General features: G+C 41.4%; 12 protein-coding genes and 1 pseudogene. 10 read left to right on the plus strand and 3 right to left on the minus strand.

The genetic code is table 11. The features are described 5' to 3' along the window. Nucleotides 1-33: 33 nt before the first annotated feature. Together LPB68_RS13030 and greA are read left to right on the plus strand one after the other, a co-directional pair. Nucleotides 34-1,212 carry an NAD(P)/FAD-dependent oxidoreductase gene (locus LPB68_RS13030; RefSeq protein WP_068660513.1) on the plus strand — a complete coding sequence of 393 codons (1,179 nt, stop codon included), beginning with the start codon at nucleotides 34-36 and terminating at the stop codon, nucleotides 1,210-1,212. A gap of 139 nt (nucleotides 1,213-1,351) precedes the next feature. Beyond that, on the plus strand, nucleotides 1,352-1,831 hold the full coding sequence (greA, locus tag LPB68_RS13035) for a transcription elongation factor GreA (protein WP_068660512.1): 480 nt from the start codon (nucleotides 1,352-1,354) through the stop codon (nucleotides 1,829-1,831). A 179-nt stretch (nucleotides 1,832-2,010) separates the two neighbouring features. Here greA and LPB68_RS13040 read toward each other — a convergent pair whose 3' ends face one another. Then, entirely contained in the window at nucleotides 2,011-3,168 is a 1,158-nt protein-coding gene (locus tag LPB68_RS13040; protein WP_068660510.1) for a glycosyltransferase family 4 protein, read from the minus strand. 196 nt (nucleotides 3,169-3,364) lie between these two features. After that, nucleotides 3,365-5,047: an ABC transporter substrate-binding protein gene (locus tag LPB68_RS13045; RefSeq protein ID WP_068660508.1), complete on the minus strand. Its 1,683-nt coding sequence runs from the start codon at nucleotides 5,045-5,047 to the stop codon at nucleotides 3,365-3,367. 163 nt (nucleotides 5,048-5,210) lie between these two features. Here LPB68_RS13045 and LPB68_RS13050 point away from each other — a divergent pair, with 163 nt between their 5' ends. From LPB68_RS13050 to LPB68_RS13060, 3 genes are all read left to right on the plus strand, one after another. Then, a complete protein-coding gene (locus LPB68_RS13050) occupies nucleotides 5,211-6,770 on the plus strand; it encodes a DUF4153 domain-containing protein (protein WP_232510287.1) in 1,560 nt (519 codons plus the stop codon). Between the two features lie 361 nt (nucleotides 6,771-7,131). Further along, nucleotides 7,132-8,106: a glycosyl hydrolase gene (locus tag LPB68_RS13055; protein WP_068660505.1), complete on the plus strand. Its 975-nt coding sequence runs from the start codon at nucleotides 7,132-7,134 to the stop codon at nucleotides 8,104-8,106. An 83-nt stretch (nucleotides 8,107-8,189) separates the two neighbouring features. After that, on the plus strand, nucleotides 8,190-10,706 hold the full coding sequence (locus LPB68_RS13060; RefSeq protein WP_068660503.1) for a beta-mannosidase: 2,517 nt from the start codon (nucleotides 8,190-8,192) through the stop codon (nucleotides 10,704-10,706). 71 nt (nucleotides 10,707-10,777) lie between these two features. On the opposite strand, the gene LPB68_RS13065 is transcribed toward LPB68_RS13060, so the two are convergent. After that, nucleotides 10,778-16,477 carry a choice-of-anchor I family protein gene (locus LPB68_RS13065; protein ID WP_082865801.1) on the minus strand — a complete coding sequence of 1,900 codons (5,700 nt, stop codon included), beginning with the start codon at nucleotides 16,475-16,477 and terminating at the stop codon, nucleotides 10,778-10,780. Between the two features lie 168 nt (nucleotides 16,478-16,645). Here LPB68_RS13065 and LPB68_RS23945 point away from each other — a divergent pair. The 5 genes and pseudogenes from LPB68_RS23945 to LPB68_RS13085 all read left to right on the plus strand — a co-directional run. Next, nucleotides 16,646-16,849: pseudogene (locus LPB68_RS23945) on the plus strand (IS4 family transposase); the annotation flags it as partial. Between the two features lie 114 nt (nucleotides 16,850-16,963). Continuing rightward, nucleotides 16,964-17,932, plus strand: coding sequence for a LacI family DNA-binding transcriptional regulator (locus LPB68_RS13070; RefSeq protein ID WP_068660501.1), 969 nt, complete (start codon nucleotides 16,964-16,966; stop codon nucleotides 17,930-17,932). A gap of 276 nt (nucleotides 17,933-18,208) precedes the next feature. After that, the gene (locus LPB68_RS13075; RefSeq protein ID WP_418303835.1) at nucleotides 18,209-19,126 is read left to right on the plus strand and encodes an ABC transporter permease; all 918 of its coding nucleotides are present in this window, start codon (nucleotides 18,209-18,211) and stop codon (nucleotides 19,124-19,126) included. Between the two features lie 13 nt (nucleotides 19,127-19,139). Beyond that, entirely contained in the window at nucleotides 19,140-20,036 is an 897-nt protein-coding gene (locus tag LPB68_RS13080; protein ID WP_068660500.1) for a carbohydrate ABC transporter permease, read from the plus strand. A 108-nt stretch (nucleotides 20,037-20,144) separates the two neighbouring features. Next, on the plus strand, nucleotides 20,145-21,770 hold the full coding sequence (locus LPB68_RS13085; protein WP_068660498.1) for an ABC transporter substrate-binding protein: 1,626 nt from the start codon (nucleotides 20,145-20,147) through the stop codon (nucleotides 21,768-21,770). Nucleotides 21,771-21,781: the final 11 nt, after the last annotated feature.

The raw sequence follows: 21,781 nt of genomic DNA on the forward strand, positions 1-21,781 counted from the left end.
AAATAATAACTTAATAAGAGCGGAGGACACATGATGTCAAAACATATTGTTATATTAGGTGCAGGTTATGGTGGACTTCTAACGGCATTAAGTCTTCGTAAATATATGAGCAAAGCTGAAGCGCAAGTGACGGTTGTAAACCAGACACCAACACATCAAATCATTACAGAATTACATCGACTTGCAGCTGGTAATGTTGCTGAAAAGGCGGTTGCTATGCCGCTGGAGAAGTTATTCAAAGGCAAGGACATTAATTTAAAAATCAGTAAAGTGCAATCTTTCTCAGTGGACAAAAAAGAAATTAAACTTTCTGATGGATCAACCTTGACCTATGATGCTCTTGTTGTCGGATTGGGAAGCCAAACGGCATTTTTCGGTATTCCGGGACTTGAACAAAATAGTATGGTGTTGAAATCAACTGCAGATGCTAACAACATCCATAAGCATATTGAAGATCGTATTCGTGAATTTGCGAAAACTAACAATGAAGCTGATGGAACGATTGTCATTGGTGGTGGCGGACTATCTGGTGTTGAGCTAGTGGGTGAAATCGCTGATGGTATGCCTGAATTAGCTAAAAAACATGGTATAGATCCGAAATTAGTGAAATTATTACTCGTTGAAGCGGGTCCTAAGATTCTTCCTGTATTGCCAGATCATTTGATCGAACGTGCAACGAAGAGTCTGGAATCTCGTGGTGTTCAATTCTTAACAGGTCTTCCTGTAACGAATGTTGAAGGAAATACGATTGATCTAAAAGATGGACAGAAGATTGTTTCTAATACATTTGTATGGACAGGTGGAGTACAAGGTAATCCACTCGTTGGGGAATCAGGTCTTGAAGTGAATCGTGGACGTGCAACCGTTAATAACCATCTTCAATCCGTATCACATCCTGATGTATTCGTTGTGGGTGATAGTGCTATATACATGGATCCTGATGGTCGTCCTAAACCACCAACTGCACAGATTGCTTGGCAAATGGGTGAACTTGTTGGTTACAACTTGTTCGCAATGCTTAATAATAAGTCGATGGAAGAATTCAGTCCGATCGATTCAGGAACACTAGCAAGCTTAGGTCGTAAGGATGCTGTTGCTACGGTTGGAGGTAATAACACTCCACTGAAAGGCCTACCAGCTTCACTTATGAAAGAAGCGAGTAATATTCGTTACTTATCACATATTAAAGCACTTTATAGTTTGGCATATTAACAATTATATAAGTAAGCCAAAGAAATGAGTCACTTTGGCTTACTTTTTGTTTTCTCCTAATATAATCGTAACAGTTTATGAACAAATAAAGTGAATATAGGTTACAATTGAAGAAGAAAGTTAATTAGGAGTTGTGAATATGGCAAAAGAAGAAATAATTTTAACCAAAGATGGATTAGCTAAATTAGAGTCCGAACTAAAAGACCTTAAGACCGTGAAGCGCAAGGAATTAGCGGAGCGTCTTAAATTAGCGATTAGTTATGGTGATCTGAAGGAGAATAGTGAATATCATTCTGCCAAAAACGATCAATCTTTCATGGAGACTCGAATTAAGATATTGGAAAAGATGCTAACAAAAGCAAAGGTCGTCGATTCAACTAACCTAGATTTAAGCGTCGTAAATGTTGGATCTATTGTTATCTTAAATGATATTGAATTTTCCGAGAAGATTGAATATCAAATTGTGGGTCCTGCTGAAGCGGATGTACTGGATAATAAAATTTCCTATGAAAGCCCACTAGGGAAAGAACTAATGGGGAAAAAGCTTGGTGAAGTAATTAGTGTAACCGCACCTATGGGAGTTATAAAGTACGAGTTACTAGAAATAAAAGCACTTTAATCTATTTCTATACTTCCTTCTGTTGATAAAGCCTGACCGATTAATGGTCTAGGTTTTTTTTGTCGTGGTGGCATAATTGAGGGTTCAAATTTCCTTGATCGGTGGATGAATTAGAAACCATGGATTAGAGGAGAGGTCTCTTTGTGTATTTAGGTTTATACGGAATAGAGTTCTATTTATTAAGCCGTGTAAATACTGGAGGTGTTGATTATTCGATGAGAGTCGATGATGTGGGTGTAATTCTCGATTAGGTCATCGAAAATAGCATCCCAAGATCGGGTAAGAGCTACTCGACGTGCTTCAATTCCGAGGGAGGCTAATTTGGCTGGGTTATTGATATAGTGGCTAAGCTCCTTGATAAATGATTCGGGTTGCCGTGGTTCACATAACACCCCTGTGACATCAGGAATTACAATCTCTCTTACCCCACCCGAATTCGCAGCAATGACAGGCAATCCTGAAGCCATAGCTTCAAGCACTACGTTACCGAAGGTTTCGGTGCTAGAAGGGAACACGAAAATATCAGCAGATGCATAGAGCTGTGATAGTTCTTCACCTTGCTTGTAGCCAGTGAAAGTCACATTCGAGGGTACTTGTTCCCGTAGGTCGGTTAAAAGAGGACCATCTCCAACAACAAGCCAATGTACACGTTCCTTTAATGAGTCTGGTAATGTCTGCATCATAGTAGTTAGAATGTCTATATCTTTCTCAGGGGCGATCCGTCCTACATAGAGCAATAAGAAGGGTTCCGTGATTCCGTATTGTTCTCTAATATGGTTGTTACGCTTCTCAGGTGTGAATATCTCACAGTCAACCCCTCTAGACCATAATTTCAAGCGATTGATGCCTTGGTATTGCAAGGTATCCATTGTATCGCGAGACGGAACGAAGGTAGCATCACAGGAGCGATGGAACCATTTGATGAAAGACCAGTATAGAGGGATAATTCCTTTCATTCGATAATACTCAAGGTAACGGTCGAAGTGGGTGTGATAGGAAGTAACATAGGGAATAGAATGATTTTGGGCGTACCGGAGGCCGCATAAACCGAGGTTGAATGGGGTAGCTAAATGGATTAGACTAGGACGAAATCGATCGAGTTCGGTACGTATGGCTAACAGATTGGGTAGGGCAAGTCTGCACTCCGGATAGAGAAAGAATGGGATACTAGTAATGGGGCGTACCGGATCAGCATAAATATCCCGCGGGGCACTTTTAGGTGCAAATACGAGATACTCTATCTCTCGCTGCTCTAAATAGATGGTCAACCTTTGAAGCGTGTTAGACACGCCATTCATTTGTGGAACAAAAGTGTCGGTAAATAAGGCGAGTCGCATATAGCCCCTCCTAAAAGTTTTTTGAGCGCTACATCTAAGAATATGCCTCGAAAAAAACTAGCATCGGAAGCATACGCTAAAAGTTCCATTTTAAAATTATTGTAGCAAGAGTTTAATTGAGGGGGATTAACCAACGGTTAAGAGAATATGAAATGATGAGATATAAGCTTGGCTGATGGATCGTGAAATCATGGTCTTAAATCGGCGGGAACCAAATATGTCTTAGATCGACCCAACCTTGACTATTAAAAGTCACTCCGCGAACGGTAGGGAGATAAGCGGTCTGAACTGGTTTTTCATATAATATATGCAATTGATGTTCTTGAATGAGGCGATTCTCAATCGATTGGAATAATTGGGTACGAACTTGTGGCTCTGATTCGCGTGATACTTGATGGAGTGTTGTTTCGATATCTACCCGAGTATGTGGTTCAACATGATCCGTCATCGTTAAATAGAGGTCGAATAGGCGAAGTTGCTCATCCTGATCACGGATTAAAGAGAAGACAATCAGATCAGATTCCAAACGAATGGAGCCTTTGAACTCCTCGACCGAAGTAGATACAACTTTGCACACATAACCGAAGTTGGCTAGGCTCTCAGCTATAACATGAGCATCTTGGCGATATTGCGGAATCGTGGCAATTTGCAGATGAACAGGTTGTGGATCTATGACTCCTTGAGCAAGATGAATAGGTTCACCACGTAGACAGGATAGCATATGAGCTCTGAGGTTAGGATCGTTTAGGGGTCCCTCTTTTTTGGTGTTACAAGTAATGAATTTCCTTACTGAAGCTCCCGAATGAATCTGGCTCCAAGATGATTCGGCGCCTGATGCGTGATTATGAATAATGTGAAAAGGGGATATCGGTTCTATCTGATCGGAGGATTCTTTCCCCATACTCCAAGGGATTTGGATAATCTCCACGCGATCTAAATGTGCTCTTCCTTGGAAATAATGTGGAAATACCTCCAATACGCACACACTATCATTGAATTCCGTAACTTTAAAAGGTCCTGTCCCGATCGGCCTAACACCGAATCCATGCTCCCCCAATTGATCTAAACCCTGCGGGACAATAGTTGCACGACTTGTACATAAGAAGAATAAGAATAGCTCATGAGGTTCTTTTAACGTAATGCTCACTGTAGTTGGATTGATAGCTCTTACAGATTGGATTTGTTTGATAATAAAGCTATATAACATCCGTTGCGATGTCTCTATTAATCGCTCAAATGTAAATACCACATCTTGAGCAGTCATCAAAGTGCCATGATGGAATAGGACTTCTTTACGTAGGTAGAATGTCCATTGACAGCGACTGGAATCGACCTCCCAAGCATGCGCAATATTCGGAAGAATCTCATGTGTATTATTTGATCTTCGAACGAGACCATCAAATATATGGCTAGAAACAAAGGATTCAGCCAAAAGATTCATGTATAAAGGGTCAACGGTATGAAGCTGCTGACGAATAGGTAGACGAAGGGTATCGATCTGTTTCTCACTCTTAATCTCGGCATGGTGTCCGAAGTAAGTGAGTAACCACTCTTGCAGTCGATCTTGCATCGTGGATGACCTAGCATGGACTCTGATTTGTTCAATGGCATGTCGGAGATCTTGGCGGTTGATCGCCTGCATCATCGATTGAGCAGCGATTTCCTCGGGATCAATTAGGAATTGCAAAGTAGATCGATTCCCGCGTCCACGCTGGGATTGCCAAAGAACCCAACCGTGTTCGGACATTTTACGAATGATTGTAGATGCATTTCGGTGAGTGCATTGAAGTGTGCTTGCTAACTCATCTAAGGTGACTTGAATATCTTCAGATCCTCCATAATGGGAATGCAGACGCAAGAATTGGTTATGTAGCTTCATAAATATGATCCACTCCTAAAATAGGAAGTTTTATAATTATTGTTTCTATTTATCTTCTTATTTTATCATCTACAATTAGGTTTATAAAGAATCAATTTCATAATCGCTATAAATAGATTTGCGTAATTATGAAATTGATTCAAGTAAGAAGTAGGGGGTATTCATGATGATGAATAAGCTTATAACCAGATTAGGGCGGCCACTTGTTGCGCTTATGGGGGCATTTGTTCTAGCGATTGCTCACCAATACCTTTTCTATGACCAGGCTCTAGGGGTATCATATCCGATATTTGTTGGACTTCTATACTTGTATATGTTCTATAATGCAAAGGATCAAAGGACGAAGCCGACATTATTCGGGTGGACGTTATTTGGAGCTATTCTGCTGTTATCGTTAACGTACGTATTATTTCATAATCCATTCTTTCGTGGGCTCAACTTCATTGTAGTTCCTTCATTATTCTTCTTACATATGACGTATACATTTAGTACTAAGAGACCAGCATGGTTTAAGCCGCAGATGATTGTAGACGGATTAGACCATCTTATTGTACAAAGTCTACGTCATGTACCTACTGCATTTAGATTAGTGAAGACTTCAGCAGGAAGTACAATGGGAGAACGTCGCAAAGCTACTATAGGTAAAGTGCTGATGGGTATAGTTATTGCGATGCCATTAATGATCATTGTTATCTCATTATTAACTTCAGCAGATGGTGCATTCGACCAACTACTTTCCGGAATACCTGGATTCCTTAGTCATTTCTCATTCGGGGAGGGGATCTTCAGATTTATCTGGTTATGCGTAGTATGTGTTCTATTGTTCGGATATCTATGGGGATTTATTGACTCTAAAAAATTTGAATGGGGACATAACGAAGCTTCCGATCCATTGCTAAATCGGGCTTCGGATCAACATATAGATCGGGCGACCGTGCATACTGTCCAGTATAGATCTGACCCATTTAAGCTCGAATTAGACCCTATAGTCACAGCTACAGTATTAGTTGCCATCAATATCGTTTATGTGTTGTTTGTTATTGTGCAATTCTCCTATTTGTTTGGTGCAGGGGAAGGGATGTTAACGAGTGGATCTTCTTATGCAGATTATGCAAGAAGCGGGTTCTTCGAACTGATCGCAGTAACGACAATCAATTTTGCTCTATTAATGGGTACGATTATATTTAGTAAGACAGAGCGTAATCTATTACAGAGAATAAACAATATTATGCTATATATATTAGTTACATGTTCTTGTGTCATGCTGTATTCCGCCTTTATCCGACTCGTTCTATATGAACAAGCCTACGGATATACGTATATTCGTTTTCTTGTTCACGCGTTTATGATCTTTCTAGCCGTATTATTGATCATTGCTGGGCTACGCATTCATTTTAAGACCCTTCCATTGGCTAAATTCTATATTGTGTTCGGTATCGTTTCTTATGTGATCCTTAATTACATGGGGATGGATCATATCATTGCTGAGAATAATATAGTGCGCTACCAAGAGAGTGGAGTGCTTGATGAAGAATACTTGCATAGTTTATCTACAGATGCGATCCCAACAATTATTAATTTTAGCCAAGAGGAGCATTCAATCATGGATGAGCATCTAACGGAACAATGGAAAATCTTATCTGAGAAAGATCGGGATTGGGCTTCGTTCAATCTATCTGTATATCGAGCAGAGCGAGCGTTGGAGGATTATTTAGGGACCTAATGAGAGATTGTTGCATACCAAAGAGCAGGTTAAGGTTGTTATCCTTGACCTGCTTTTTTGATTAAAGGTGGGCGAAGGAATCTTGATCTGTAGACTAACTTTCGTCTTCAGAGATGAAATGATAGTGATCTCCTTCTCACTCTTGGGGTCGCATCGCCCGCGTAGTGCATGGAAGTTTTTAAAGGATGGAAATATTAATCACGATTATTTATTGACTTAAAGGAGAAGACGGATTAATCTAACATATATAACAGGAATGCTAACAGAAGTGATAACATCTTATAACAAAATGGTTTGATGGGGCGATTTATTTAACAAGTTGGCTCAGATGACCAAAAATGAATAAAAGGGAGACATCATAATGGATATTGTAAAAAATTCAACACCATGCAACCCTAACGCCTCTGAAGAGGTAAAAGCAGTAATGAAGTATCTCAGTAGTATTTCAGGAAAGGGTATTATCACTGGGCAACACACACAAACAACCGTGCAAAAGGAACTTCGCTACATTGAAGAAGTAACAGGAAAGCTTCCTGCCCTTTGTGGATTTGAACTCCTTGCATATTCACCAAACATTAACTATGAGGACGCTAATGAAGCCTGCTTATTAGAAGTAGAAGAAAATAAGAATACACTTGCTAATGCCTGGGATTGGGTTCTGAACAAAAAGGGATTACTTACACTTACTTGGCACTGGTTCTCGCCTCTTTATGGTAAGGATAAATCGTTCTATGCGGAGCACACCACCTTTGATGCAACCCAAGCAGTTATTGAGGGTACTGATGAATACAAAGCATTAATAGCAGATATGGATGTTATGGCTGGCATTTTACAAGAATTCAGTGATAAAAATATTCCAATCTTATGGCGTCCTTTTCATGAGTCCGAAGGAACATGGTTTTGGTGGGGCGCAAAGGGGCCAGAAGCTGCTAAACAACTTTACAGAATTATGTATGATAGATACACGAATGTGCACAAATTAAATAATTTGATCTGGGTTTGGAATTCACCGTTGGTAGAGGGATATGTAGGTGATGACGTAACAGACGTAATCTCCAGAGATTTGTATCCAGAGAAGCATAATCATACAGATTTGAAAAAGGAATTTGATGAGCTTGTTCAAATTACTCCAACGAATAAAATTGTAGCTCTTGGAGAAATAGGTGTCATTCCTAGTGTATCGCAACTAGCTGAGACAAGAATTCCTTGGACTTGGTATATGACCTGGTCTAATGAATTTGGCTCTTCAGAAGAGTGGAATTCAAAAGAGGAGTTACATAAAGCGTACCACCATGATTACGCGATAACTCTAGACAAACTACCGAAGTTGTTCTGAAAATATACTGAATAGAATGTAGCCCATGGTCGATTCTGCTTGCATGAATTAGTCGTGGGCTATTTTAAAATGGAGGAAAAGGGATGCTACTAGATACAGATTGGAAGTTGAAATGGTTTGATGAAGGGGAATTTCGAGATCTAGAGATTGCTCATCCAGATTATATTGATCACTTTTGGATTTCCACGCAGGTACCAGGTGATGTTCATTCCACATTGATTGCCAAGAATTTGATCGATGATCCTTTTATTGGACATAACGATATCAAATGTCAGTGGATCGAAGAAAAGGTATGGTGGTATCGAACCGTTTTCAAGTGGGACAAAGGCGTGGGGGACAGCGAAAGATGCGAGTTGACGTTCGATGGACTCGATACCTTTGCAACTATTTTTCTGAACGGTATTGAAATCGGTAATACGGAGAATATGTTTATCAGTCACACTTTTGATGTTACCCGTGAGCTTCTTGATGGTAAAAATGTAATCGCTGTCAAATTTGATCCTCTATCTAAGCATATTGCTGAGAAAAAGCCGAATCCAAGTTTTTATTCCAGTTATTCAAAAGAGCGCATATGGGTTCGTAAAGCACAGATGCATTTTGGCTGGGATTGGGGCCCGCGTCTAGTAGCGGTAGGTATTTGGCAACCTGTCCGGTTAGAGCGGATGAAAATTGCGAAATTGGATGATGTGTTTGCACGAACTGCTGAGATAAGTGAAACAACAGCAAAAGTAGATATTAATGTGAAGGTTGAAGCGTTCAAGGGAGAAGATGATTTAGAAGTTGTCATCCGCTTGTCTGATGGTGAAGATGTTCTTGAAGAACGTAAAAGCGTTGTTAGCGAACAGGTGAAACTAACGCTCGAAGTAGAGAACCCGACATTGTGGTGGACTCATGATCTCGGTACGCCTCATTTGTATAAGCTTGAAGTAGAACTCTGGATGGGGAATGAAATTCTAGATGTTTATGCAAGGGATTTCGGAATTCGAACGATTGAAGTAATGCAAAAAGATGCATTGGGCAATAATCGCTTTACCTTTGTATTAAATGGTGTGGAGACGTTCTCAAAGGGTGCGAATTGGATTCCTGTTCACAGCTTTTTTGGTGCATCACCTGATGCAAGGTATCGTCACTTGATTTCATTATCACGTGAATCCAATCTAAACATGCTTCGTGTCTGGGGCGGCGGTATCTATGAAAAAGATGTGTTCTATGAGGAATGTGATCGACAAGGTTTACTCGTATGGCAAGATTTTATGTTCGCTTGTGCACTTTATCCCGATTTCAACAAAAACTTCATGCGCAATGTGAAGGAAGAAATTGAAGCAGTGGTAAAACGCCTGCGTAACTATAGCTGTATGGCAATTTGGTGTGGAAACAACGAAATCGACTGGTGTTATGAGTTTAAATATGTGGATGGTAGCATCGAGCAAACACCTTTTTACGGTGAGAAGATATTTCACGAATTAATGCCCAAGGTTCTAAAGGAGCTTGATCCTACGCGGCTATATTGGCCGAGTTCCCCGTTTGGCGGTAACGACCATAATGACGATAGTGTGGGTGATCGGCATAATTGGCAGGTATGGCATGGCAATGTGTATCCGCGCCAATTTGGCGAGAGAACGATCACGGATTATAGTGCCTCAGGGGTAAGTTTCAAACATTTCAAAAATGATAAGGGATTGTTTATTAGTGAATTCGGTATGCATGCCTCAGCCAGCCGTTATACACTAGAGCGTCATATTCCCGAGGGTCAATTCTATTGGGGTAGTGATGAGATGGAATATCGTAATAAAGATTTCCATCGACCAAAAGGCATCCTGCTCATGGATGGATATACGGGTATACCAACGGATATTGAACAATATATGATGTTCTCTATGCTCACACAGGCAGAAGGGTTGAAATATGGAATTGAACATTATCGACGTAACAAACCTGTGACCAGTGGTGCGATTTATTGGCAGTTAAATGATTGTTGGCCAGGTACGAGCTGGGCAGTCATTGATTACGATTTAATTCCGAAAGCAGCTTATTTCTACTCGAAGAAATTCTTTGCAAATGTATTGCTGACTTTGGATCATGACCCCGGACAGGATTTAAAGATTTGGGCAGTTAATGATCTGCTAGTGCCTTATGAAGATGTTATCGAGCTAGTAGTATATGATTTTGATGGAAATATCATTTATACACATGACTTTATAGTGAACGTTGGAGCTAATGCAGCGAATCAGATAGGGAAATTGAAAGAGCAGGAAGTACTGAACGGCCGACAGGCTAATGATGTTGTTGTTGTACTTCGGTCGAAGCAAAGCAAAGCTGGGGACAACTATTACCACTTGATCGAACAAAAGCATGTCCATTTACTACCAGTGAAGCTCGAAGTAGAGGTAGATGAGAAGCAAGGTGAAGTGAAGATCCGTTCTGATCGCTTTGCGCGATGTGTTCGATTGGAATTGGCGCAAGACATGGTAACGTTCAGTGATAATTATTGCGATCTGCTACCAGGTGCGACGTTGACAGTGAAAATCGGACATCTGGAGAATGCACCAATAAACTGGGATTCACTGCGGATATCGACGTTAAATGATGTTATGCAGTGAGAGGTAAATGAGGAAGGGTGGGGATGCTATTACGCATCCCCACCCTTGTTGACTGTTTGAAATAGTAGATATTAATTTGAGAAGTTAATATTTTTTAACATCCGTTGCAAGATTAATGCAGCTTCAGCGCGTGTTGCTTTGTTTGAAGGGGCGAAAATATTCTTCTCATTGCCCTGTAGAATGCCTTCTTCCACAAGTAGCGCTACTTGTGCGGATGCCCATTGTGGGATGGAGGAGTTATCTGAGAATTTGTTCAATGAAGCATTTGTGTTCGATACAGCAGTTGGATTCACGATTTCAATAGCACGGGCAATCATGACTGCCATCTCTGCTCTGGTGATTGTTGCATTCGGTGCAAACCTGTCGGGTGCAACGCCTTGAACAAGACCCAATTGAGTTGCAGCTTCAATTGTACTAGCATACCATGAATTAGCTGCAACATCGTTGAATGTGGTTATACCTGTACTGGTTGTCAACCCCATACTGCGTGTGAGCAGAGCGGTGAATTCAGCTCTTGTAATATCTTTACTTGGAGCGAACTGATTGTCGTTAACACCATTGACGATCAATTTGGATGCTATTGCTTCAATCTCCTTCTTGGCCCAGTGTCCATCCAGGTCTGTGAAACTCTTCTTGTACTGTATCACAGTATAGACACTATTTCCCGGACGTTTCACCTCGATCGCTTGCATACCATTCAAGCTGGTTATGACATTAGGTACGAATATGAGCTCACCTGTAATATCTAACATGACTGCTGTTGCATTCGTTAGATCTGTCGAGGCAGGTACATGGATGGTCCGCGATACATAGGTAGTACCGAAATTGTTCAACTCTTGCACTTGATTCCCTGTCACAAGAGACACTTTGAATTCCAGTGCAGTACCACTTGTTAATTGTGCACCGATGGAATTTGCCTTGATCTTCAATGCCTCAAGAGATGCATTACTTACAGGGGTTATAGATACACGAACACTTATATTACTCGATGAATCACTGTTAGAAAGATTAAGAATATGCAATGGCAATGAATAGCTAGCATCCCCAGTTTGAATCTGGATCGTCACTTGGCTAGCCTTATGGTTTCCGATATTCAATGCTTTGGCTGGAAGTGTAATTTCCGTTGCGCCACTTAAATGTTGCATATCAATAATGAATTCTACATGATTATTTGCTCCAGCTACAGATAAAGCCTTTGTAAGAGATGCTTGCAGATCTTCTGATTTAACCGTTACTTGATTAACAGTTTGACCAGCCGCATTCGATCCTTGCGTTACCTGCAGTGCATCTTTGGAGAGAGTTCCAATTACTGCAGCTTGCGGCTGAACATTCGATGTTGGAATATTAGCGCCACCATTGTTCGTATCTGCGGATGGAGTGTTAGCATCATCATCGCTTGAACCTGTTGTCTTCGCACGTTCGGTGATACGGCCTTCGACGACTGGTGCAATCGTACCTCCGAGTGATGTGAGGTATTCCATGAAGGTCTCATAGTCTGGATAACCAAGATCTTCATGATATGCTCCATTAGCAATCGCTTGAGCGAATGATGTATAACCGTCACCACCAAGAGCGACGAAACTGTTGGTAGCCATACGATAAGATTTGGTCAGATCAAGAGGTTTATAGCCTGAGTCAGTTTTAATCTCGACATTGTAAACCTTGCTCCCTGCTGCTTGGTTAGGATCCCATTTGAATTTCATACCTGCTACCTGTGGGAATTTACCTGGAAGGTCTGTCAGCTTAGCGCCGCTAATCCCATTTTCTAGCCCAGCAATAATCTCTTGACCTGTAACATCAAGTAGATACAGTGTATTTCCATAAGGCATTACTGTACGGAGCTCACCCATAGTAATCTCTCCAAGATCGATTGGGCCACGAATACCCCCGCCGTTCATAAGGGCAATATCGGCGTTCTTGATAAGATTGGCTTTATACAGCATGGCATCAGCAATGAAATTACCGAGGTTCGTTTCTTTGGAACGGACATCATTGCGTGCACCATTGAGTACAACAGTTGTTCGTCCTATCACTTGCTGTTTAAGTTCTTCAAGAGCTTCATTGTAGGGAGCTAACATGCCTTTAGCAATCTCATCTTCTGGAACTGTGCTGTCTACAGGAATCAGACTACCAGTAAGTTGATCTGCTAAGACAACACCATGTTCATCAAATGCCAGATTAACACGACCGAGGAATTTACTCCATTCGTTCGCTTGTACGATGACCGTTGGTGCATCATGTGCATCTGTTAAGATTTCTGGCGTATCAAGCTTCGTATGGGTATGACCACCGACGATTAGATCGATACCTTCAACGGTCTTGGCTAATTGTTTGTCCCGGTTATAACCTAAGTGGGACAATGCGATGATCACATTTACGTCTTGCGCTTTGATATTAGCCACCGTAGCCATAGCAGAGGTGGCTGCATCATTAAATTGAACATTCTTACCGGGGCTGGAGGTCTCGAATGTATCTTCAGTTGTTAAGCCGAATACACCAACCTTATGTCCGTTCACATCTAGAATAATATATGGATATACACCTGCATTATTAGTTGTCTTAGTCTCGCTTGTTTTGATTGTTTTCGCTACCTTCAGCAATGGGCTGATATTAGCATCAGCACTGAAATCGACATTGGAGGTGAGCAATGGGAATTTTGCTTTGCTGACGAAATCCGCGAGAATCTTAGTTCCAGAATCAAATTCATGATTCCCAAATGTCATGGCGTCGTAGCCAAGATAATTCATAAATTCAAGATCTGCTTGACCTGCCCACTTGGTAAAATATAGATCTCCCGAGAATACGTCACCGGCATCAAGTAAGAGGCTGTTAGCAACTTCATTACGTACTTGCTTGGTCAGTGTTGCACGTCTAGCCACATCAGCCAAGTGAGCATGGGTATCATTCGTATGCATCACAGTTAGGTTCCACGAATGGCTAACCGTCACATCTGCTTCTGCTACACCGTAGCCATCCGCGCTAATCGCCGTAATAACTGCTGTGCCTTCTACCGCACCTGGTGTAACAAATCCATTGCCATCGACAGTTGCAATTGTATTGTTAGAAGTTGTCCAGGTTACTGTATCAGCACCACCGCCTACTGATGTTACAGTAGCATTAAGCTGTGCGGAAGGACCATTTGGTTGTAGCTCTAGTACAGATTTATCCAACGTTACCTTCGTTACGTTCAATTGCAGAACAGCGATTGTTCCGCTAACTTCATTCGCTACTAACAGTAGTGGCAATCCAGTTGGACTGCTACTTGCTGGGATGAATTCCAGGCCTTCCGGTCCGGTGTCCGTTTCTAAACCTTTGGTAAAGTCACGCGGATTGAAATAATTAGCGAACACCGGTTGGCTTGGATCCGTCACATCGTAGGTCATGACACCGCCGATTCGTTCTAGTCCTACGAAGGCGAATACCTTATTCCCAACTTGACCAACCGTAACGTATTCCGGTTCAGGTCCTTTTTTGGCACTTCTGTCATCTATGGCTACCTTGCTGTGGTTTGTATTGAAATAATCCGGTAAACGTTGTGAGGTAATCGTCTCGAAATCATTACCACTGTCGAAGACCTGATTCATGGTGCTTGCGTTCCAGATAGAGAAAGAACGCCCACCGTACATATAAATTCCTTCATTTCCCATGTCGCTTACGACTTCGACTTTATCGTAAGGGGTTTTTCCATTAACGGTTGCATTATTTAGGAAAATGGCTGCTGGTGAGCTAGGGTTTAATCCACCCTTGATAGCTCCAATTTCTGTTGCACTGATTCTTGTTGGAGTATCTGAGTCAGCAGGCCACTCTGTGGCATCTCCCTCATTGGCAGTGAATAGGTATTGAGTTCCATTATAGTTATAGCTTGCGATACCATCTGGCATATACATCCCGAAGAAAGGAACGTTTTCCAGATTAATACTTGCATCCTTCACCAAATCAATGCTGTTCTTAGGATCGTTATAATCCTTGTAACCAAGCCCTTTGACGGAATCCACCTTCTTGCTCACAATGTTCACAACTGCAATTGCATTATTTTCTTGTAGCGCGACATATGCTTTCGATTGGTCATCGTTAAATGTAATATATTCCGGTTCTAGGTCGAAGATAGCATCAGCTTTGGTGCCGCTGCTAGTAATTATTCCAGTCGTCGGATCTGATGCTCCACGAATATGAACGCTATCGTCAATCACTGCCTCATTATCGAATTTTACTTTCGTTGAGACGTCTGTTGTAGTATCAACGATCGTCACACTACCTTCAGGGTCATCAATGCCGTTCCGCGGCTCAGCTTCGTCTGCTGTCAGTAAATACTTACCATCGGAAGTGAATAAGACCATATCTGGTTGCACACCAGTCTCATACGTCTTCAGTAAATTTCCTTCATAATCGAGTACAAGAATCTTACCATTCTTCATATGATCAGCTTCTTGTATGCTTATCGCAACACGTTTGGTCGCAGTGTTAATGTCTACACTAGTCAGATCCCCGTAGACGAAACCATCAACTTCTGATAGCTCTTTAACGAGGATAGACTTTTCCTTCGTGAGTGTTGCACTGTTCGTGAGAGCTACAATATCTACACTGGGTGGATTGCTGGCACCATTAACCAGATACATCTTGCCATTGTCTTTATTGTACTTAACGATTTCAGCCACGCCGCCATCGGCATTGGATTCTCCAACCGTATATTGGCTGATCTTCTCTACACTCAGTTTATCGCTAATTTGCGCCTTACGTACGTTGAGTGTCAGCGTTGTATTAACGACTGCTGGAATGTAGGTGCTGTCGGTTACCGTAATGTTTACCGACGTTGTCTCTTCCGTAGTTGGTACTCCTGTAATGCTACCGTTCAAAGCGTCAATATTTAGACCATTAGGCAGTCCAGTTGCAGCAAAAGTGTAAGGTAGCTTACCGGCATACACAGCCACCGTTACGGAGTAGGTTGAATCAACATAAGCATCGGGAAGAGAAGTAGTAGTGATGCCAAGCGTTTGACCCCACTCACCGTCACCGCTGTAACGAGGTCCTTTGCCATTCAGCGATGCAGCTGAATAGTCAACCGGTTGAAAATCTACTTTATTGTTATCCGTGTCATTGAAATGAACACGGCGAAGTCCGATTTTCTTAGAATTCCCACCGCTTCCTACAGGGAAATCAATCTCATAGCCGTCAATTAGATTTCCATCATCATTCCCAGCAGTGCCCAGCATGTCCACATAACCATTAGCCAGGGGATTGAAAGGATTAGTAGTATTCAATGAGTCCATGTTGCTGGTTAGCACAACCTTTAAGCCTTTGTTATTAATGAAAACTTCTTCATTGTTCGCATCAATCAACTTCTGATCGTATGTAGCAGTCAAGTCAACCATTGGATTACTTGCTCCAGTTGCTTTACCAATAATCAGATAGGAAGAATACGCTTTGATTGTACCGGTGAGATTTAATTGTACCCAAGGTTGGGATATTCCATCTTTTGATGCATATGCGTAATGTAATGACCAGCCTGATAGATTTACATCACGATCCGTCGGATTGTATAACTCTATGAACCCATTAGTGGAATAAGTATCTGGAGCCGTTTTTGTCCCGCCACCATAAACCTGATTAATGATAATATGAGGTGCAGTAACATCGTAGTTGCCAGTAGCGTTATAAGGCGTTCCTGTGATGGTCGCATCCGCCGCCTGGGCTACGCCCCCAGTGAATACTCCGGTAATAAGCATTTGGGATGCTAATAATAATGATAGAACTTTTTTCCCTTTTTGTTTCAAGTGATGATCACTCCCTATTTTTAATATCTCATATATTGTATGAATAAATTGTTAGCGGAAGTGTATTTCTATTCGAGTACTGTGTAAACAGGTAGGGGAATATGCAATTCTAGTAATAATTTTTAATTTCCCGTTAAACTAGTTTTTGTACGAAGCAGGAATAAACGACTGATTAGCTACACTACAATTGTATTCAGCCGCTATTTGGACTTCCAGACCGCACTTCAACAATTCATGGTTTTATTTCTTGAAATGGCTCAAGCCAAGATAAAAAAGAACAAAATGTCTGTTTTTTGTCATCTACATGATTGGATCGCTAGTTTGCCCAGCTATATCATGGGTTTGTTTAATGATGTAAGCTGCGAAAGTTGAATTATTAAACAATAACCTTTGAATTTTAGATATTGAAACGTTTCCAAATTAGATATTGAAACGTTTCCAATTTGGTGTTATTATAGATTTTGTAAGAGATCTCGGAGGTGCTAGATGACAAGCATTAAAGATGTAGCTAACTTAGCTGGCGTCGCTGTGGGAACCGTGTCCAGAGTCATTAACAACTCTGGTGCTGTAAAACCCAATACACGCAGAAAAGTGGAGGAAGCCATACAAGAACTGAATTATTTCCCTAATGAAGTTGCACGAAATTTCAAGATGCAGAAATCTAAGATGGTAGCTTTGTTGCTTCCAAGCATTTGGAATCCTTTCTTTTCTGAATTGGCTTATTACATTGAGGATGAATTGGAACGGGAAGACTTTAAGCTTATGCTATGCAATAGCGGCGGCAAACCCGAAAAGGAACTATATTATCTGGATATGCTTCGGCAAAACAAAGTGGCAGGTATTGTTGGCATAACTTACAATGATATTGAGAATAATATAAGCAACGACATTCCGATGGTAAGTATCGACAGACACTTTAACAAGACAATCACCTGCGTGACTTCGGATAATTATGAGGGAGGACGGCTAGCTTTAAGGGAACTTGTAAAAGCAGGAGCTCGGAAACCAGCTTTTATAGGAAGCGTTACTTCCGTTTTCAGTGAAACTATGAATCGGAGAAAAGGATTCATTCATGAGGCACAAACTATGGGGGTCGATTATGTAATCTACGAGAAGCCGGACCCCATTGAGGATGATAATGCCTTTTTTAACGAGTTCCTAAATGAGCATGGCGATGTGGATGGCATATTTGCTATTACTGATATGTTAGCCGCCAACTATATAGATAGAGCACGAAGGCAGGGCATTCGTGTTCCAGAGGATGTAAAGGTCATCGGTTATGACGGCATTCAGGATAATCCCTATTTTCATCCTATATTATCAACGATCAGGCAGCCAGTGGAAGAGATGGCACGCATGACAATCAGACTACTCTTTAACAAGATCGAAGGCATAACCTTAGATAAGCAAGTATATCGTATTCCTGTTCTATTCAGACAAGGTGAAACTACATGATCCCTTGTGGATCAGAAAACCATCAGCTCATGGGTATGGATTTACCATCTTTCGTTTTTCTCTTCTGAATTGGAAACGTTTCAACTTGGAGTTAAGAACGCTTTATAACGACTGTTATACATTGAAAAACATCAGTTCATTCGGTTGATTCATGGTATAAATCTATCAACTGGTGTTTTTCTTATATTAAATTGGAAACGTTTCAAAATGGTTAATTACTTTTACATGAAAGGGAGTATAAGAGTGAAATCAAGAACTAACGGGGCGGATCATTCCATGATCAAACCAAATCAAAAAAGATGGAGTCGAGTCAAACGTGACTATGAACTGTATCTGTTTTTGCTGCCGATCATAATTCTTTATCTTGTATTTAGGTATTATCCGATGTATGGGGTGCAAATTGCTTTTAAGGATTTTTCACCAAGTCAGGGGATCTGGGGAAGTGAATGGGTAGGATTCCAGCATTTCATAGATTTTTTTAATTCCTATAACTTCTGGCCAATCATTACGAACACGCTTTCACTCAGTTTTCTTTCGTTGTTGTTTGGTTTCCCGGCTCCAATCATCATCGCAATTATGTTGAATCAGATGCTGGGTAAGAAATACAAGAAATTTGTGCAGACAGTGATTTATGCACCGCACTTTATATCTACCGTTGTACTTGTCGGAATGCTTAATATATTTTTGTCTCCAAACAGTGGAATTGTGAATCATGTTATCACCTTGTTCGGAGGAGATCCCATTCTGTTTATGGCCGATGAAGGTTGGTTCCGTCCTTTGTATATATTATCAGGAATTTGGCAAGAAACAGGATTCGCCACCATTATTTACCTCGCTGCTCTTGCCGGGGTCAATCCTGAACTTCATGAAGCTGCAACGGTGGATGGAGCGAGCAAATGGAAGCGTGTATGGTATGTGGATATTCCAAGTATTTTGCCGACGATCGTTATCTTGCTGATTCTCGCACTCGGCAACATTATGAGCATCGGGTTCGAAAAGGCGTTTCTTATGCAAAGTGATTTGAATTATGCGACCTCTAATATTATTCCGACCTATGTGTACGAAATGGGGATTCAGAAGGCTCAATACAGCTTTTCTACGGCAGTCGGTCTGTTTAATTCATTTATCAATGTTATCCTGATTTTCACCGTCAACCGAATCGCTAAAAAGATGACAGAAACCAGTCTGTGGTAAGGAGGAGTTCATTTTGAATCAATTATTGAAAAGAAAGAGCAGAGGAGACGCATGGTTTGACATCATCAACTATATTCTGTTGACCATAATTATGCTGCTCGTATTATTCCCGTTGTACTTTGTACTGATTGCATCATTCAGTGATCCTAATTATATCTACTCAGGTGAGGTCTGGTTGTTTCCGAAAGGCTTCACGTTGGATGGTTATGAGCGGATTTTTGGTGATTCATCCATATGGATAGGATATGCCAATTCGATTTTATACGCGACTCTGGGAACATTAATTGGAGTAGCCGTGACTGTTTTTGCTGCTTACCCGTTAGCTCGTAGAAATTTGGTAGGTAAATCTGCAATTATGTGGTTTTTGCTAGTTACGATGTTTTTTAGTGGGGGGCTGATCCCAACCTATTTGCTGATTAAGGATCTCCATATGCTGAATACGATCTGGGCGCTTGTTATTCCTGGAGCAGGCGGTGTATTCAATGTCATTATCGTAAGAACATTTTTTCAATCGTCTATACCGGACGAAATGTGGGAAGCGGCATCTATTGATGGATGTTCCAACACCAGATTCTTCTGGAGCATCGTCCTGCCTTTGTCCAAGTCCATCCTGGCTGTAATGGTGCTATATCATGTTGTCGGCTTTTGGAATGGTTTCTTCGACGCTTTGATCTATCTGAACGATGAAAGCAAGTATCCGCTACAATTGGTGCTTCGCAACATTCTTGTACAGAATCAGGTCAACTCCGGCATGATGATCGATGTGGAATCCTACGCTGCGAAAATGCGCGTTACAGAACTGATCAAATACGGTGTCATCATGGTATCCAGTCTGCCACTGTTGATTTTGTATCCTTTCCTTCAGAAGTATTTTGTTAAAGGCGTGATGATCGGCTCGATCAAGGGTTGATATTGACATGGAGCTTGAAAGGGGGGATGTGCAGCAGTATTCAGATAATACGGGGAAAGGCAATGTATGACTTTTAGCTTGCGATGAATAAAAGGGAGGTTATGTACAATGAAATCAGTATTCAAAAATGCAGGGATTGTTGTGTTAGCTGGAACGTTTGTGCTTAGCGGTTGTTCGGGAAATGGTAACGGGTCAACAAATCAGGCAAATAGCCCAGATCAAGAGGCAAATTTCAACAAAACCGGTCTTCCGATTGTTAACGAAGCAGTGTCATTAACAATGGTATCTCCGAAAGCTGCATTGGCTCCCGAGTACTCGGAAATGGAAATCTTCAAACGGCTGGAAAAGGATACTAATGTGGAGATCAACTGGGAGAATATCCCTGACACCGATTATGTAGAAAAGAAAAACTTGTTACTCGCTAGCGGAGATTTACCGGATGCATTTTACGGAGCTGGATTTACCGATTACGAGTTAATCAATTACGGTAAAGACGGAACCATTATCCCACTGGAGGATTTAATTGATCAATATGCTCCTAACTTGAAAGCGCTTCTCGAACGTCGACCTGACATCAAATCATCGATTACGGCGCCTGATGGACACATCTATGGGCTACCGTCTTGGGAAGATAATAATCTTGGAACCAACCCCTTCTTTCACGTCATCAATAAAAGCTGGCTTGATAAGCTTGGTCTGAAAATGCCAGAAACACTGGATGAATACACGGAAGCACTACTTGCCTTTAAAACGCAGGATCCGAATGGCAATGGTAAGCAAGATGAAATCCCATTAAGCTTTATGCACATGCAATGGTGTATGGATATTGCAGGAATTTTCGGAGCATTTGGACTTCCGGATAACCTGGAGCATCGAGTAGTTCGCGATGGAAAGGTTATTTTTACCGCTATTCAACCTGAATATAAGGAAGCCTTGAATTATTTCCATGAAAAATGGTATAAGCAGGGACTAATTGATCCAGAATCCTTCACGCAGGACGCAGCACAGTATCTGGCCAAAGGCAAAACGACTGATGAGACGCTGGGATCTTATATCTGGTGGGAAGTCGAAGAGGTTGTCGGGACTGAGCGCGGTAAGGATTATGCTCTATTGTCTCCGCTGAAAGGACCAAATGGAGATCAAACGATTGGACGTTCCAATGGTGGTGGTCCGGGACGTGGGGCCTTTGTAATTACAAAAGAAAATACTAACCCAGATATCACAATGCGTTGGATCGATGAGCAGTATGAACCTTACATGGCCGCTCAAATCCATTGGGGTCCACTGGACATCGTATATGAGAAAGACGAAAATGGGAAATTGGTGAACTTACCGCTTCCTGAGGGAACTTCTGCAGGTGAGTTCCGTCAAAAGGTTGCTCCAGGTTCAGGCGGACCTGGCGTCATTACTTTTGAGGACTTCGGGAAAGTTGTAGATATGGAGCCACGGGCCCAACAGCGCGCTGAGGATTTAGAAGAATATTACAATGCATACATGGAAAAGGAAAACTATCCAAGTATCTTCTTTGAGCCAGAGGAATTAGACAAAATCAATAAGATTGAGCCAGAACTCATTAAATATGTTAACACCCAAAGAGGGAAGTTTATTGTTGATGGCGGCGCAGATGAACAATGGGACAACTATGTGAAGACACTGGAAAAGATGGGCTTAAACGAAATAATGGAGATTTATCAAACTGGACTGGATCGTTATAATGCAAATCTGAAAAAATAAATAACTAGATG

The sequence above is a fragment of the Paenibacillus crassostreae genome, from assembly GCF_001857945.1.
In the GTDB taxonomy this organism is placed as follows: Bacteria; Bacillota; Bacilli; order Paenibacillales; family Paenibacillaceae; genus Paenibacillus_AQ; species Paenibacillus_AQ crassostreae.

What these genes read in the sequence shown, in the direction of transcription:
- LPB68_RS13030 (WP_068660513.1), top strand. Translation starts at nt 34, where the DNA reads ATGTCAAAACATATTGTTATATTAGGTGCAGGTTATGGTGGACTTCTA.
- greA (WP_068660512.1), top strand. Translation starts at nt 1,352, where the DNA reads ATGGCAAAAGAAGAAATAATTTTAACCAAAGATGGATTAGCTAAATTA.
- LPB68_RS13040 (WP_068660510.1), bottom strand. Translation starts at nt 3,168, where the DNA reads ATGCGACTCGCCTTATTTACCGACACTTTTGTTCCACAAATGAATGGC.
- LPB68_RS13045 (WP_068660508.1), bottom strand. Translation starts at nt 5,047, where the DNA reads ATGAAGCTACATAACCAATTCTTGCGTCTGCATTCCCATTATGGAGGA.
- LPB68_RS13050 (WP_232510287.1), top strand. Translation starts at nt 5,211, where the DNA reads ATGATGATGAATAAGCTTATAACCAGATTAGGGCGGCCACTTGTTGCG.
- LPB68_RS13055 (WP_068660505.1), top strand. Translation starts at nt 7,132, where the DNA reads ATGGATATTGTAAAAAATTCAACACCATGCAACCCTAACGCCTCTGAA.
- LPB68_RS13060 (WP_068660503.1), top strand. Translation starts at nt 8,190, where the DNA reads ATGCTACTAGATACAGATTGGAAGTTGAAATGGTTTGATGAAGGGGAA.
- LPB68_RS13070 (WP_068660501.1), top strand. Translation starts at nt 16,964, where the DNA reads ATGACAAGCATTAAAGATGTAGCTAACTTAGCTGGCGTCGCTGTGGGA.
- LPB68_RS13075 (WP_418303835.1), top strand. Translation starts at nt 18,209, where the DNA reads ATGATCAAACCAAATCAAAAAAGATGGAGTCGAGTCAAACGTGACTAT.
- LPB68_RS13085 (WP_068660498.1), top strand. Translation starts at nt 20,145, where the DNA reads ATGAAATCAGTATTCAAAAATGCAGGGATTGTTGTGTTAGCTGGAACG.